This window comes from Nostoc sp. KVJ3, from assembly GCF_026127265.1.
Taxonomy (GTDB): Bacteria; Cyanobacteriota; Cyanobacteriia; order Cyanobacteriales; family Nostocaceae; genus Nostoc.
Genome location: NZ_WWFG01000002.1, coordinates 2,497,541 through 2,512,107, shown reverse-complemented (window position 1 = coordinate 2,512,107; position 14,567 = coordinate 2,497,541). Strand labels below are relative to the sequence as shown.

Annotated in this window: 14 protein-coding genes and 1 pseudogene; all 15 read right to left on the bottom strand. The window is 45.1% G+C overall.

Annotation, left to right across the window (positions count from 1 at the left end; translation table 11 throughout):
• Positions 1-40 precede the first annotated feature (40 nt).
• The gene (locus GTQ43_RS26720; protein ID WP_265275704.1) at positions 41-1,531 is read right to left on the bottom strand and encodes a glutamine synthetase family protein; all 1,491 of its coding nucleotides are present in this window, start codon (positions 1,529-1,531) and stop codon (positions 41-43) included.
• A gap of 514 nt (positions 1,532-2,045) precedes the next feature.
• Entirely contained in the window at positions 2,046-3,161 is a 1,116-nt protein-coding gene (locus GTQ43_RS26710; protein ID WP_265275703.1) for a sensor histidine kinase, read from the bottom strand.
• A gap of 392 nt (positions 3,162-3,553) precedes the next feature.
• Complete coding sequence (locus tag GTQ43_RS26705) at positions 3,554-4,249, bottom strand: 2,3-bisphosphoglycerate-dependent phosphoglycerate mutase (protein WP_265275702.1); 696 nt, start codon at positions 4,247-4,249, stop codon at positions 3,554-3,556.
• A 32-nt stretch (positions 4,250-4,281) separates the two neighbouring features.
• Complete coding sequence (locus GTQ43_RS26700; protein WP_265275701.1) at positions 4,282-5,268, bottom strand: L-lactate dehydrogenase; 987 nt, start codon at positions 5,266-5,268, stop codon at positions 4,282-4,284.
• Between the two features lie 304 nt (positions 5,269-5,572).
• A complete protein-coding gene (locus GTQ43_RS26695; RefSeq protein WP_265275700.1) occupies positions 5,573-7,105 on the bottom strand; it encodes a pyruvate kinase in 1,533 nt (510 codons plus the stop codon).
• Positions 7,106-7,249: 144 nt separating this feature from the next.
• Positions 7,250-8,149: a polymer-forming cytoskeletal protein gene (locus tag GTQ43_RS26690; protein WP_265275699.1), complete on the bottom strand. Its 900-nt coding sequence runs from the start codon at positions 8,147-8,149 to the stop codon at positions 7,250-7,252.
• A gap of 94 nt (positions 8,150-8,243) precedes the next feature.
• Positions 8,244-8,588 carry a hypothetical protein gene (locus GTQ43_RS26685; RefSeq protein ID WP_265275698.1) on the bottom strand — a complete coding sequence of 115 codons (345 nt, stop codon included), beginning with the start codon at positions 8,586-8,588 and terminating at the stop codon, positions 8,244-8,246.
• 84 nt (positions 8,589-8,672) lie between these two features.
• The gene (locus GTQ43_RS26680; RefSeq protein WP_265275697.1) at positions 8,673-9,095 is read right to left on the bottom strand and encodes a YggT family protein; all 423 of its coding nucleotides are present in this window, start codon (positions 9,093-9,095) and stop codon (positions 8,673-8,675) included.
• Between the two features lie 272 nt (positions 9,096-9,367).
• A complete protein-coding gene (locus GTQ43_RS26675) occupies positions 9,368-10,093 on the bottom strand; it encodes a hypothetical protein (protein WP_265275696.1) in 726 nt (241 codons plus the stop codon).
• A gap of 111 nt (positions 10,094-10,204) precedes the next feature.
• Positions 10,205-10,276, bottom strand: a pseudogene (locus GTQ43_RS26670) (macrolide ABC transporter ATP-binding protein); the annotation flags it as partial.
• Between the two features lie 14 nt (positions 10,277-10,290).
• Positions 10,291-10,584 (bottom strand): hypothetical protein, encoded by a 294-nt coding sequence (locus GTQ43_RS26665; RefSeq protein WP_265275695.1) that lies wholly within the window; start codon positions 10,582-10,584, stop codon positions 10,291-10,293.
• A 484-nt stretch (positions 10,585-11,068) separates the two neighbouring features.
• Entirely contained in the window at positions 11,069-11,431 is a 363-nt protein-coding gene (locus GTQ43_RS26660) for an AtpZ/AtpI family protein (RefSeq protein WP_265275694.1), read from the bottom strand.
• On the bottom strand, positions 11,428-11,838 hold the full coding sequence (locus GTQ43_RS26655) for a F0F1 ATP synthase subunit epsilon (RefSeq protein WP_265275693.1): 411 nt from the start codon (positions 11,836-11,838) through the stop codon (positions 11,428-11,430). The genes GTQ43_RS26660 and GTQ43_RS26655 overlap by 4 nt, the downstream gene beginning before the upstream one ends.
• Entirely contained in the window at positions 11,835-13,271 is a 1,437-nt protein-coding gene (gene atpD / locus GTQ43_RS26650; RefSeq protein WP_265275692.1) for a F0F1 ATP synthase subunit beta, read from the bottom strand. Before atpD ends, GTQ43_RS26655 begins: the two co-directional genes overlap by 4 nt.
• Positions 13,272-13,675: 404 nt before the next feature.
• On the bottom strand, positions 13,676-14,566 hold the full coding sequence (locus GTQ43_RS26645) for a F0F1 ATP synthase subunit gamma (RefSeq protein WP_265275691.1): 891 nt from the start codon (positions 14,564-14,566) through the stop codon (positions 13,676-13,678).
• Position 14,567 lies beyond the last annotated feature (1 nt).

The following is a 14,567-nucleotide window of genomic DNA, read 5'->3' as shown; positions in this document are numbered from 1 at the left end:
ATATATCTAGTCCTAGAAACCAAACTCAATTCAAAATAATTCAAAATAATTCAAAATATTCTCTTTGCTCCCAGTTAGTCACCTGCAATAAATACTCTTCTGGTGGCAGTTCGGCGACGGACTGCAAAAAGCGATTAATTTCACTCTGTTTGATCTTGATGATGAAGTTTATGAACTGCTGCCCCATTTTTTGAGAAAAAAGTTCGCTTTGGCTCAAATATGAAATCGCCTCTGGCAAACTTTTGGGTAAAGTTGGATTTTCTGTAGTGTAAGGTGACTCTGTTGGAGAACCAGGGTCAAGTTGACCATCTACACCATCTAAGCCAGAAATCAATTGCGATGCCATGTAGAGATAGGGATTGGCTGCTGGTTCTCCAACTCGATTTTCAATGTGGGTGCTGGGGTCATCATAACCACCTTGTAATCTAATCATTGCGCCTCGGTTTTCCCATCCCCACCCCGCACGGTCAGGAGCTAAGGAATAAGGTCTAAATCTTTTGTAGCCGTTAATTGTCGGGGTTGTGAACACAGAAGCAGCATTGGCATGTTTTATAAGACCACCAACGAAGTGTTTAGCTAAATCTGATGTGAGGGTTTGCCCTGTTGCAGACATGAAAGCGTTCTCGTCTGTAGTTCGGTCTACAAGGGATTGGTGCAAATGCCAGCCATTTGAAGAACAACCTTGCAGTCCTGGACGACACATAAATGATGCAATGTAACCTTGTTGACGGCAGATTTGCTTGGTCGCCATTCGGAATATCATCATTGTATCCGCAGCAAGCAATGCCGGAATCGGGTCAAAGGTAAATTCAAATTGACCCGCACCTCCTTCGTTTTCTACACTCCTTAAAGGCAATCCCATTTCAACTAAGTTTTCTGCCAGAACGCGCAGTAAGTCGTGAATCTCTGGATTGTGGGATTCTAAAAGATATTGGAAGCTATGCTCTACGGCGCTAACTTTAGCAGCTTGTCCGGGTTTTCCAGAAGTACCAACATTAGCGAAATCTAACATCGGATCTTCCAACTTTGCCAGATACCACTCAACTTCTAAGCCGACAATATACGTAAAGCCTCTTAGATGTAACTCTAATAATGATTGGCGCAAAATACCGCGACTGGAAAAGGGCATTGGCTCACCATTCTGAAAGTACTCGTCACAAAGGATAAAGCCAGTGCGTTTTGCCCAAGGCACAATTTTGAAGGTATCAGGGTCAGGAACAGCCACAAGATTTGGCGCACCTGTCATCAGAGGCATATCCAAGCTACCGCCAGGAACAAAAGGGTTAAATACAATTGCGCCACCAGTATCAAACAGGAATGTCCCAGTGCTGACTTGCATACCGCTTTCCAGGGCGCTGAAAAAGGCTTGAGGTAAGAGCGACTTACTGCGAACAATGCCATGCTGGTCTGACCAAGCAGTACGAATCAACAATATATCTTGTTCTTTAACAACAGCCTTGATTTTTTCAGATGCTTCTTTTTGGATTTCTGTCCATAGGTGATGACGCTCAATAAATCCAGGTCTTTTCATTGGGATTTCCTAATCATGTTCAACTTGTGCAGTTAGTTTGAGATTGACTTTCATCAGCATCCAGCTTCAAGTTGTCCTTGCCTTTGAATTCTTTAGTCGTTAGCCGCAGTTCTAACAGATAGCCAGTTAATGCTCTTTGCAGAACTAGAATGGTTTTATCCCTGTCAATATCGTAGTGATACCACAGGTAAGATTCTCCACCTAACTCGGCATTTTTGACATATAAATAGATGGGTTCGCGAGGGTTGCATAAACCTAGTTTGGGTAGTGGTAAATATGTAGTGATAATAGAGATTTAATAACTAAAATTATTTCTTTTTATCCAAAGCTAAAAAGACTAGAAAAATAGTTGGAGTTTACATAAGTGAGCGCAGTCAACTTAAGCTTGGGCGAATGGAATTCGCGGCTACACAGGCAAAGTCCGCGGAGGCGGACTAAAGTCAAATTAAGGGTTTGAAACCCACGGAGGTGGGTTTTGTTTGTATAGACGCGGTTTCTAACCGCCCGTTTCGCGTTAAGTTGACACCTGTGGAGAGGAGGAGGCTAAGGGTAAATCAATTGAGAAGACACATCCTTGATGGGGGACATCCCGAACTGAGAGTATACCTTTGTTTAGCGACACGGAGCGTCGTGAAATTGTAAGCCCAATCCCCACTCCTGATTTATCTGTTCCTATCTGAGAAAAAGGCTTAAAGAGTTCTTCCGCATCACCAGGCGGGAGTCCTCCACATTGATCCTCTATTTCAAGCAAAACACGCCCACCTACAGCCTTACCGCGTATCCATACAATCCCACCCTTCTTGGTGAACTTAATGGCATTTTGAACCAGATTCGATAGGGCAGATATTATTAGGTGACGATCTATTAAAACCTCCAATTCCGGTGCTACCTCAACACGCACCTCAATTGATTTCCCACTTGCTTCAAACCATGCAGTAGCCTCAACTTCACTGACTAGGTGAATAACTCGATATCTCTGATATTGGACAGTTGGTTCGTTCCACAGTCGCACCTCAACAAGTGAACGATCAATAATCTCTCTCATACGCCTATGGGCATTTTCAAGAATACGAGATGTACTTCCATTGGTTCCGACTTTCCCTGTGATTATAAGTTGGGAAGCTAAAGTAGCGGAGGTCAACGCATTTCGCAACTCATGTGCTAGAAATCCAAGACGTAGAACCTCATCCCGCTCTGCATTCTCGCGCTGACCTCGATTAAACTCTGTAACCGCTTCAGCGATCGCGATATCCAGGCAGAAATTTAATCGATTGAATTCACGAGGGGATGCTGTTTCACTACTATTCTGCTGAATATACTGAGTGATAGCTTGACAAAGAGCGCCGTAGCCATGAACAACTTGAGAAATACTGTAACCAAGTTTTAACGACTCTTTCCCCCGGCGCTCTGCTGCGGCTCTGTGAACACTTTCTATAGAATTGTTATGTGCTTCCCCAGATTCATCTGTATCAGCATCAGCACGTAATACCTCAATGAGTTCATCGTAGAACACAGGTAATCCTCTTTCCATTTCGTCGCTCGAACTCATGGAATCACCAAGACCCGTGATCTTTTTTGAACATAAGGCGAGAATTTCGTCACGTTCTGCTAAGAGAAATTCATGTAACATTATGAATGTTCTTAATTCTTAATTTTAGACTTATTCTACCATCAGGAGATCGCTAGAACAGCGATCGCACCCACCCATAATTGAGGGAGCAAACATCTTTAGATAAAGACTTAAAATCCATTTCCATCCATTGAGCCATTCATCGTCATGACAGCTAAAACTTTTGTTAAGCTTATTGCTCCAATAACCGTTACTTTTGCACCGACACTCGTTTGCTATTAGAGGTTGTTTGAAAAGTATTTGGCTGTGATTTTAGGTACTTAGAGATCCCCCCCAGCCCCCCTTAAAAAGGGGGGAACCTGAATCTAAGTCCCCCTTTTTAAGGTGGATTTAGGGGGATCTGAAATGTTTTGCTACCAATGAGAGGACTTTTCAATTAGTCAGCCTCGATCTCAATTCAAAATGACTTTGTTAGTGGTCTGACCATGAGCATCAATATCATAGATAATTGGAATTGCTGTTCCTAACTCAACATTGACAATCTCCCCTTCGGATAGGTTTTCTAGGTGCTTAATGATGGCACGGAGTGAGTTTCCATGCGCTGCAATCAAGACGTTATCTCCTGTGATTAAGTGCGGCAAAATGCGATCGCAAAAGAATGGAACAGTGCGCTTCACCGTATCTGCCAAACTTTCGCCACCAGGTGGAGGCACAGCATAGGATCGTCGCCAGAGTTGCACCTGTTCTTGGCCAAATTTTACGGCGGTTTCAGCTTTATTCAATCCTTGCAGTTCGCCATAGTACCGTTCATCCAGCATAGCTGTAGGATAAACTGGCAGTTCCTGTTCAGGATCGCCCTTGTATTTATCCCAACCATGCCAGTTTTCATCATCTGCCTGATGCTTGATAATTGGAATTCTCCCGTCGCAAATATCATTTACTTCTGTCAAGATAACGATCGCAGTTTCAATCGCGCGAAACAGCATACTGGTAAAGCAAACTCTGACTCGATAATCCTTCAGTTTGCAGGAGGCGATGGTTGCTTCTGCTCGCCCCTCTTCGCCTAAAGGAACATCAACCCATCCTGTAAATTTATTCTCTGCATTCCAAAGGCTCTGTCCGTGACGGATCAAAATTAATTTAGCCATTGTGTGTTTCTTCGGTGTGCGATCGCGTGGATCTAGAGTTCCAGAGTATCAAAAATGTCACGCAGAATCTGTGCAGAATGAGTAAGCTGTTGTTGCTCCATGTCATTGAGGGTAAGGTTGACCCTCTTAATGACACCTTTTTCATTCACCACAGAGGGCAGACTGAGACAAACATCCCTAATACCGTAGAAGTCATTCACCAGGGAGCTAACGGTAAGGATGCGCTCTTGTCCCCGCAGAATGGCTTGGACAATTTCAGTCGTTGCCAATCCAATAGCGTAGGAAGTACACCCTTTGCGTTTGAGGATTTCGTAGCCAGCGTTTTTAACGCGCTCAAAAATCTCTTGTGCAGCCTTATCTACTGCCGAACTACCCTCTCGGTCATAGAGAGGCATTCCGGCAATATTCACCTTGCTCCAAACGGGTACTTCACTGTCGCCATGTTCACCAATGATGTAAGCGTGAACACTGCGTGAATCAATGCCCATTTTCTGCGCCAGCAGGGTACGAAAACGGGCAGAGTCAAGCACCGTTCCAGAGCCAATTACCCTAGCAGCAGGAAAACCTGAGAGCTTTAGTGTCACGTAAGTCATAATGTCTACGGGATTGCTAACAATCAGCAAGATAGCATTAGGGCAATATTTGACGACATCTGCAATCAAGCTCTTAAAGATAGCAACGTTGCGTACAACCAAGTCGAGGCGGCTCTCTCCCGCCTTCTGACTGGCTCCAGCAGTAATAATTACCAGGTCTGCATTCTGTCCGACATCGGCAACAGTGCCAGCTTTAATCTCAACAGGCTCCACAAAAGGAATGCCATGCATTAGATCCATCACCTCTCCCTGAAGCCGCTCTGTCTGAATATCTTGAAGAATTAACTCATCAAAACAGTTTTGGATCATCATCGAATAGGCACATGCCATCCCTACTTGTCCGGCACCAATAATCACACCTTTGCGAGGACGGATGCTGACTTTATTTTCAACACTGGGATTAGGCGTAAAGAGGGTTTCAAACATTTTTACTGCTGCAATAACTTAGTAATAAGCGATCGTCACTGAATTTTAGATTTTAGATTTCCAATCTAAAAGGAAAGTTAGGTACAATTTTTTACTCAAGTCCCTACCTTCCCTACGGGATGCGAGAGCGTTCAGGTATAGGATCAATTTAAAATCCAAAATTGTTTGACCTTATGCACTTAGGAACTTCCAGAGAATAAATTACCCAATTTACTGAGATGATATTTTTCTCCCTGCTCCCTGCTCCCTGCTCCCTGCTCCCCTGCCTACACAGCAATTGATTATTTTTTTAACTGGAAGTCCCTTACCAAGAGTGGAGCGCCCGGAGTTGAGGTGTTTTCTTTAATTGATGCGTCTGCATCCGAGTCAAGACATCATCCAGAATCGTCACGGCTTCGGCAACAAACGGCCCTTTGTTGAGCATGACGCACTCAGCCCGTTCTGCCATTGCTGCATCCGTCATTTCTGCTCGTGAGGGAATGCCTTTTTTCACCAGATTTTCTAGCACCTGAGTTGCCCAAATCACCGGGACATGAGCCGCCTCACAGAGCCAGAGAATTTCTTCTTGCATTTCAGCCAGTCGTTGATACCCAATTGCGATCGCCAAATCTCCTCTAGCAATCATCACCGCAAAGGGTTGTTGACCTGCCGCTTGCACAATCAACTCAGGTAAATTACTGACGGCTTGGGGTGTTTCAATCTTAGCAACAATGGCAATTTCACTCTTTTGAGGCATCCGATCTGCTAACTCTTGCTGGAGCAGTTTAATATCATTGGCAGATTGCACAAAAGAATAGCCCACAATATCGGCATGGGTGGCAACAAAATCTAAATCCTCTCGATCTTTATCAGTAAGTGGGCTAAGTTGCAAATCTGTATCGGGGAAGTTAAGCCCCTTGTCTGGCAGAAGTTTACTACCCTTTAAACTCGCATGGGTGATGCGTAAGAGAACACCCCGATCCGTAAGAGATTCTACACGCGCTCCAATGCGACCATCATCAATCCAGGCAGTTGCGCCCACCTGCAATTGATCGAGTACTCCGGGCAGAGTACAATTTGCCTGGAAACACTTAGCATCCGTCATACTAGGCATATCACGGGTTAAGACAAGACATTCCCCTTGAAAGATGCGATGTTTCTGATTAGGTGTCATTACTAAGCCAATTCGGGGCTTCGGCCCTGCCAGATCCATTAAGACTTTGCAAGAATTTCCGGTTTCTTTCTCTGCCAGACGGACATTGCCAATCATCGCTTCCCAAAGGCTAGCGCGATCGTGGGCACAGTTAATGCGTACACAGTTAGTCCCTCGCTGAAGCAGATCCCGGACAAATTCGTAATGGCTAGCGGCTTCCATTGGCAATGTCACCATGATTCTGACCCGGCGATGAGCTAAAGTCTGACCAAACACATCTTCGGTATGTTGGTGAAGTAGGCGATCGCCCTCCAGAAACGCCCCAATAGAAGGACGAATCGGCAAACTAGCCGAATTGACCTGACAGATTGCCCCCAGAGTGGCAATCACGGCATCTAAATTCGGCATCACTCGCGCTTCCAAACGACCCAAGGAAGATAAGCCCCAGGGGATTAAGGCAGCTTGCAGAGGACGTAGATCATGTCTTCGTAGAGCCATGTAATGGGCAAGATTGAGTCCACTGCTGAGAAACTCTTGTCGTTGAATGCGCGAACGCCACTGGTAAAAAATGTCTTGCCCTTCTTGAACAACCACCTGACGCAATTTTTGCAGCGTATTTAACAAGACACAAGGATCAGATAGGTCTAATGCAAGGTAGTCAAAAGTATCTTCTTCTTGATTATGCTCTAGAGTAGAAATTGTCATTAAATAACCCTCAAAAGACTGTATTAACAATTTAATAACGAACCACAGAGGCACAGAGAACACAGAGAGAAAGAGAGAAAGATTCTAAAACTTAGTTTACGTAAGCATTGTTGGCTTGACAGACTACTAGTAGCGTCAATTGAGTTATCCCAAAACCGGGGGTTGTGTTTTACCAAATTGCCAGCTAAGGAGCGATCCCAAGCCCAACAGACTCACAACAAACACCACAATCCCGCCCACAAATGGAATCAGCGCAAGTACTGTGACAATCAGCAACCCAATCAAGAACTGCTGCAAGCTGCTTTGCCGTTGGTGTAGCCTCTCTGTAAGAAAATCGCTTTTTACCACTTGTTGACCGATGAATAGTGAAATTCCCAATGCCCCAACCAATGATGTCAGACTCACCATCAACATCAGGAGTGGAATCAATGGAATACCAATTAGGGTGATTGCCAAAAAAATGTTAAGGGCAAATAAGGTAAACATTGCCCCAATTCCCCATAAGGCGCTTTTACCGGGATATTGACGCACGGTAGCTGCTAAATTCGGCAGAAAAGGTGGCGCGGTTTGTAATAAAATTATGCCAAGAATCGCACCGACGATCGCAGAGAAAATCCGAAAACCAGCGTAAAAGAAATACATCGGCAAAAATCGATCTCGATGACGGTACATTCCCGTCATGCCTCGTTCATTATATTGACCGTTGAATGTGCTGTTTGAGCCGCGAATTATGGCTCCTTCTGCTAATACGACTTTGCCACCGATCGCATAGGCATCGCCATCTACCCGTGCGCCTTGCTTGAGAATGATATTTCCACCGATAGCGATCGCAGTTTGTGTCACCCGTCCATTGGGTTGGACGATCGCCGAACCACCAATGGCAATAGCATTTTCTACAACTTGTTTTTCTACAACCGTGACATTTCCGCCCAATCGAATCAGATTGGTATTATTAATATTTAGATCAGTCTGTGCGATCGCATTTCCGGCAAACAGAAATACTATCGTAGAGATAAACACGATTGTCAACTGCTTCCAGTTCATGGTTAAGACTCCTAATTTTATTTTCCAATCTCACCAGTTAGATTAGGCAATACTTGACCGAAGAGGCAGAGGGAATTATCTTCAACAGTCTTCTCTAATCTTCTTCAACTAGTTTCACCTGATTATGTGGACTGTAATCTAAACAATTAATTGCTTGATCGGTTAGCACCGTTGATGGATGGACGGTGCATTTGAGATATGAATTATGACTAAAATATCGACAGTGAGGACACTTGGCTTTGTGAGGCAATTTGAGGCTAAATAAATACTGCTGCACCCGCTTAGGAATAAAGGCATAAATTAAAGTAGCGATCGCCGAAATAATCATAGCACTGACTACTATCAGGAAACCCATATCTAGCACAGAAAGAGTTTCAACTCCCCGATGATTTAGAGGGAGTGAATTAGCTGGCAGAGTTGTGATCGATTTTTCTTCCATGACTCCATTACGCTCCTATATTCTGTTATAAATAGGTTCAAAATGAAGATATTTAACATAACAGTCATTAAATCTTCTCGTTTTTTATACTGCTCTCTGTCCAGCATAGATAAATCTAACTACCCATGCACCGAGCCAGCCTAAGAGAGTATACACGATGATTGCAATTAGAACATTGACATCAAAAATGTTTACTCCGCCACCAAAAACGGGACTGATAAATAAGGTGGAAAAAGGCGTAATGAAGGGATCAGAAAGATTGTAAATAAACTGAGCAAAGGCATTTTTTGTATTTGCTCCGAAAAAACGCAATAAGAAGCGTAATGTCAGGAGAATTTCAAGCGTTCCAACTAGAAAGTAAATACTATTGATAATCCAGGTAAACGTAGCGCTGCGTTTGCCAGTTTCCAGCCGTCTCTCTTCCTGTTGAAGTCGGAAAGATTCTTCATCATTCCGAAGTTCTTGCCTCCGTTCAGAATTGCTCTGTTCATGAGGATTTTTATTCATTGATATATCTCCAAATTGATAAGTGATACTTCAATCAGAATGGACGATATAGCGTTTCCTAATCACATGAGGTACATCATAGTCCCCTCATCGCTTGCGGGGAGGGGGTTGGGGGTGGGGTTCTTGTACCTCACTCGACTGAGAACCGCTATAATATAATTCTCCCTCGCTCGTACAGATTGTTTACGATACCTGCGATCGCTGCTACTGCATTTACTGATTTGGCGAATAGACTTGGTGTAAATGGGAAAGCGATCGCAAGACAGTAGATTTTATCGCTCGGTTGTCGCGTAGAACGTCCGCGCCTGTGCCAGTAACTGGTCTTCGCTCATGTGTTGTTCATTGACGACGACTGTACCGACAACTCGCTGGGCGATATCTGGATGATGTTCTTTGAGATCCGCCAGCAGATAATCCATCGCGCTGCTCGATCCGGTTGAACTGCCAAAGATCAGAATCTTCTTTGTGCCACTTAGCGATCGCGCTATTGCCTCATAGAAGGATTTTAGTTCCGGCTGGCGCTGACCGTTGGCATCGTCATCCACATTGTGCAGATGCCGATGAGAGCCGTCCGGGTCGTAAGGAACGATCCGTTCTGGTACTGAGCCGTGCAGTTCAGTTTTATAGATACGCGCCTCACGGTGATCGATAACGACCAGCAGGTGGACACCCTCGGCGATGATTGGCTGGGCGGGGACAGCAGAACGCTCAAGAAAGTGGCGAATCTGCATTAGTTCATGGATATCAGATAAATCTTTGTGCTTCGAGGGGTGAACTGTCAGCGTCTCACCATTCCGCGTAAATCTCAGAGTGCCGTTATGTTCCTGAGTCTCATCGGTCACTGCATTTAGCATCGATCGCACATCGTGCCACTGAAGGTTACGGGCTACTGGGTGCTGAAAAATAGCGTTGTAAGTGGTTTGATGAATCCGGGACATCTGCGTTTCCATTAATTTCTCCTTGGTCTTGTTAGACCAGTTATCATCGGATACACTCAATCTCTAAAATGGCTAATAGTTCATTAACTTATAAACAACTCTGCTCATTTACTACTCTGGGCGACTACCGTTTGAGTTAATGGATGAATTGATTGATTACAATACAAGCTTGGCAACTCGCTGTTGTTGTCCTCCCGAAAGCTGCTTAGGGCGGTTTGTTAAGCGATCGCCCAATCCAACCTTTCAAGCGCATGATGCTAAACGCGACGGTTTACCCAGTGTCCTGGTACCCATCGCCGATGACCGCGAGAGGTCGGTTGGTAATGTCCTGCCACCCAGACCCGGCGATAACGAACACGGCGTGTAGTATTGCGCCGAGTTTGTTCGCGCTGGTTTTGAGCCAATCGATCTGGTGCAACCCGGCCTGTTTCGACGACACCAGGACGAGTTGAATTCTGCCCATGATTAACATTGAACTCTGCGGCTGAGGCAGATTTTGCCAAGACTCCAAGGGGAAGAACAAGCATCAGGATAGCGATTATGCGTTTCATTAGATGTTCCTTTCGATAAGTTGAGAGTAGCTACAATTAAAGCGGTTGAAAAAGAGGCAGGGGAGCAGGGGGCAGGGAGCAAGGGGGAAAACTGAGACGGAGAAGCTCTCAGACTCCGCCCCAGTAAGAGCGCCCTTTATGGCGGGGCTTGTACCCATGTTCCGCTCCGCTTCACGGCTTCGGGGCTATTCTCTTGCTCCCCCTGCTCCCTGCCCCCTGCCCCTCAGCCTTCTTCGGTCAATCAGGCAATATTGTTGCTCCTCGTTAACTACTCTGAGGGGCTATGGCTTGATTTCTTGAGTGAATTGATTCATTACGATATAAATCGTTACCAAATTCATTTTGACGGTTAGAGAGATGCGATAAATCGCCGTCTCTACAGGGAATTTATCCATCAATTATTTATGTTTTCAAAGCTTGTGCTGCAATCTGTTGGGGCTTTTATTTCTTTTTGTTTCTTGCCCGATCAAGCGTGCCATTCAGTTCAGTCTCTTTCTTCCTGGTTGGGAGAATCATCGGGTGGTTGATCTCTTGCCATGCGTTGTTGCTCCTGCGATACCCATTCCCAAGCAATCAAACAACCAATGCTTAAACCTGCCAGCATCAGTGCCAATGTCCATGAGAAGCGACTGGGAAATTGGAAATCGATCCAGATGCCTAGTGCCATTCCTAATAAAGTTGGTACGACCACTGACCAACCGACCAAGCCAACAAAACCTAAGCCAAACAAAACGCCACCATGAGGTTTCGCTTGGCGAGCATAAAGTTTGCGGCGTGCTTGATTAGCGATCGCTTTGGCGTTAAGATGCCTTTGGGAGCGAGACTGACGAGAGGGTGGGATTTTCATGGATATTCACCTAACTCGATAAAGTGCCGAATTGTGTTGATCTCTAGGTTTTCTAAAACGGAACGTGCTGTTTTTTCGCGTTCATCGATTAAGTGAAACTCCTCCTCAACGGTTTTTCTCAATATTTCCAAATCGCCACCTGGAACTGCATTTTGGGTAGCAACTGTTACCTCATCCCCATGCTTGATCAAAATTCCTTGATCGATTGCGAGGAATTGTTCTTGTCCTTGGGGTGAGACGAAGGATAACAAACTTGGTATCAGTGTCGCCACAAAATCTATATGGCAGGGTAGCAAACAAAACATCCCATTCTCCGCTTCTGCAATCACTTTGATTGCGGCTGTTTCCATCAGAATTTTAGTTGGTAAGACAACTTTGAACCGCATTTCTGAGGATGTCTCGGTCATGATTTTTTGCCTTCTTTTGGAGCTTTTACGACTTCATCAATTGAGCCAATCATGTAGAGCGATCGCTCTGGTGTATCAGCAAACTCATCATTGAGAATGCGTTCACATCCTTCTAGGGCATCGTCTAATTCGACTAATTTCCCTGTCAAACCTGTAAACTGGGCGGTGGAAAAGAAGGGTTGAGTGAGAAAACGTTCTAAACGTCGTGCCTGGGATACCACTTGGCGATCGCCTGGCGATAATTCTTCTAAGCCCAACATGGCGATGATATCTTTTAGTTCCTCATAGGTGCTGATGGTTTTGCGGACTGCTTGAGCGATCTGATAATGGCGATCGCCAACGATATGAGGCATCAGCATTTTGGAATTCGATTCCATCAAATCCACGGCGGGATAAAGCCCTTCACTCGCCCGTTTACGTGACAACACAATTGCGGCTGACAGATGGGAAAACACAGCGACAGCAGAGGGATCGGTGAAGTCATCCGCAGGTACATAAACCGCTTGAATGGAAGTAATCGCCCCTGCTGATGTATTGCAGATCCGCTCCTCTAGTTGAGCGAGTTCAGTGGCGAGGGTTGGTTCATAGCCCACCCGCGAAGGTATTATCCCCATCAGTCCCGATACTTCTGAACCCGCTTGGATAAAGCGAAAGATATTATCGATTAAAAGTAATACATCTTTTTGGGAGCGATCGCGAAAATATTCTGCCATTGTTAGCGCCGCGTGTCCTACCCAAAATCTGACTCCCGGTGGTTCATTCATCTGTCCGAAGACTAAGACTGCATTTGGGAGAACCCCCGTTGCTGCCATTTCTTGATATAGATCAAGACCTTCTCGACAGCGTTCACCAATCCCACAAAATAAACTTACACCTTGGTGCTGCTTGACCATATTATGGATCATTTCTGTAATTAGCACCGTTTTGCCAACACCTGCACCGCCAAGCAAACCTGTTTTACCGCCTCGTTCCAAAGGTGTGAGCAGATCGATGGCTTTGATCCCAGTTTTGAGGATTTCGGCTTTGGTAACTCGTTCTGACATCGCAATTGGCGTGGCATGAATTGATCGCCATTCGCCACCTGCGATCGCCTCTTTCTCATCGATCGCTTCGCCAAATAGGTTTAACATTCTCCCTAAAAGGCGATCGCCCACTGGAACTTGTAACGGGTGCTGAGTATCAATCACAATCTCACCGCGCGTCAAACCTGCGGTTGGGGCAAGTGCTACACCCCGCACCACCTGAGCGCCCAGATGTGAAACCACCGCGATGGAAAGATTACCTCCTTTCCCTGTTTGTAACTGGCTATTTATATATGGCAAGCGTTTGGGAAAATGGATATCGATGATGCTGCTCCGCACGGAGAGGATAGAACCAAGATTTTGCTCTTGGGAATGATTTGATTGGGAAGATGATTTAATATCTGGTTCCATATAATTCGTAATTCGTAATTAAAGTTTCGACTCCGCTCAACTTAAAAAAACGGGTCAGAGTCCCCGACTTATACACGTGGTCACTGAGCTTGTCGTTGGTGCAACTTCTTGCAGATAAGTTTCGCTCATTATGCTTGAGGTCTGTCTTGAAAAATTGATCCTGTTGGGGTTTCCCCTTGACGCTAGGGCGTGTTTTCAAACTACTCATTTAGTTAGCCCCCTAACTTTTTAGATCCCCCTAAATCCCCCTTAAAAAGGGGGACTTTAAGAGACTCTTAGTTAGCCCCCCTTTTTAAGGGGGGTTGGGGGGATCTTCTAGTTTGAAAACACGCCCTAGCCTCTGCCAAAAGGATAAGACTGCAATTTTCGCTAAATCCGAATTCGTAATTACGAATTACGAATTATTAATGGCTTAACTCAAAGGCGGAAATAATTTCTAGTAATTCATCTGTAATTGCAGTTTGGCGTTTTTGCTGAAATTGACCAGTAAATTCTGTCAGCCGCTCCTCAATGTTTTTCTCAGCAACTTGCATAGAAGCGAGACGGCTAGCATTTTCACCTGCGAGGGACTCACCAAAAGCCCGATACAGCAAAATAAAAAAATATTGTCGTAATAAAGACGCAACCAAAACATCGCTCGGCATCGTAAAAGTTGGCAGAGTCCGCGATCGCCATTCTTGGCTTTCGATATGTTGTAGCCATTCACCATCAAGTGGTAATAGTTGCAGCTTATATGGCTCCCATAATGTATTGGAATGTAAGTGGTTGTAGAATAATGTAATTTGGCCAATTTGTTCGCGATCGCGCCATGTGGCAATGTGCATCAAGATTTCTTGAACCATTGATGTGATCCCAGCTAGCGAACCTGGCATGGCGAAAGTTTGCTCAATTCCATAGCCTGCGGTTTCTAAATGGGAAATCAATCTCGATCCGACGGCAAAAATCGCCAGATGTTCGGGTGAGAGCTTCAACTTCTCTAATTCAGCGATCGCATAGTGGCTAATCTGTTCGTTGAATTGACCGCACATCCCTTGCTCAGAGCCAAAGATAATCACACCGCAACGAGTAACATTGCAGGTTGAAAGGGATTGTTGGGTATGCGCGTCATGGGTATGTGTTGCCTTCAGTACGACATGCAAACCCATTTCGATTGTTCGGTTATACTCAGCGAGGGAGGCAACCGCCTGTTCGTATTGGTGGATGTTTAAGGCTGCTAGTACTTTCATCATTTTCACCACAGCTTGCAGTTCTTGGGCAGTGTGGATTTGGCGTTGCAGAAGCTCAATGGATGACATG

What these genes read in the sequence shown, in the direction of transcription:
- GTQ43_RS26720 (WP_265275704.1), bottom strand. Translation starts at nt 1,531, where the DNA reads ATGAAAAGACCTGGATTTATTGAGCGTCATCACCTATGGACAGAAATC.
- GTQ43_RS26710 (WP_265275703.1), bottom strand. Translation starts at nt 3,161, where the DNA reads ATGTTACATGAATTTCTCTTAGCAGAACGTGACGAAATTCTCGCCTTA.
- GTQ43_RS26705 (WP_265275702.1), bottom strand. Translation starts at nt 4,249, where the DNA reads ATGGCTAAATTAATTTTGATCCGTCACGGACAGAGCCTTTGGAATGCA.
- GTQ43_RS26700 (WP_265275701.1), bottom strand. Translation starts at nt 5,268, where the DNA reads ATGTTTGAAACCCTCTTTACGCCTAATCCCAGTGTTGAAAATAAAGTC.
- GTQ43_RS26695 (WP_265275700.1), bottom strand. Translation starts at nt 7,105, where the DNA reads ATGACAATTTCTACTCTAGAGCATAATCAAGAAGAAGATACTTTTGAC.
- GTQ43_RS26690 (WP_265275699.1), bottom strand. Translation starts at nt 8,149, where the DNA reads ATGAACTGGAAGCAGTTGACAATCGTGTTTATCTCTACGATAGTATTT.
- GTQ43_RS26685 (WP_265275698.1), bottom strand. Translation starts at nt 8,588, where the DNA reads ATGGAAGAAAAATCGATCACAACTCTGCCAGCTAATTCACTCCCTCTA.
- GTQ43_RS26680 (WP_265275697.1), bottom strand. Translation starts at nt 9,095, where the DNA reads ATGAATAAAAATCCTCATGAACAGAGCAATTCTGAACGGAGGCAAGAA.
- GTQ43_RS26665 (WP_265275695.1), bottom strand. Translation starts at nt 10,584, where the DNA reads ATGAAACGCATAATCGCTATCCTGATGCTTGTTCTTCCCCTTGGAGTC.
- GTQ43_RS26660 (WP_265275694.1), bottom strand. Translation starts at nt 11,431, where the DNA reads ATGAAAATCCCACCCTCTCGTCAGTCTCGCTCCCAAAGGCATCTTAAC.
- GTQ43_RS26655 (WP_265275693.1), bottom strand. Translation starts at nt 11,838, where the DNA reads ATGACCGAGACATCCTCAGAAATGCGGTTCAAAGTTGTCTTACCAACT.
- atpD (WP_265275692.1), bottom strand. Translation starts at nt 13,271, where the DNA reads ATGGAACCAGATATTAAATCATCTTCCCAATCAAATCATTCCCAAGAG.
- GTQ43_RS26645 (WP_265275691.1), bottom strand. Translation starts at nt 14,566, where the DNA reads ATGTCATCCATTGAGCTTCTGCAACGCCAAATCCACACTGCCCAAGAA.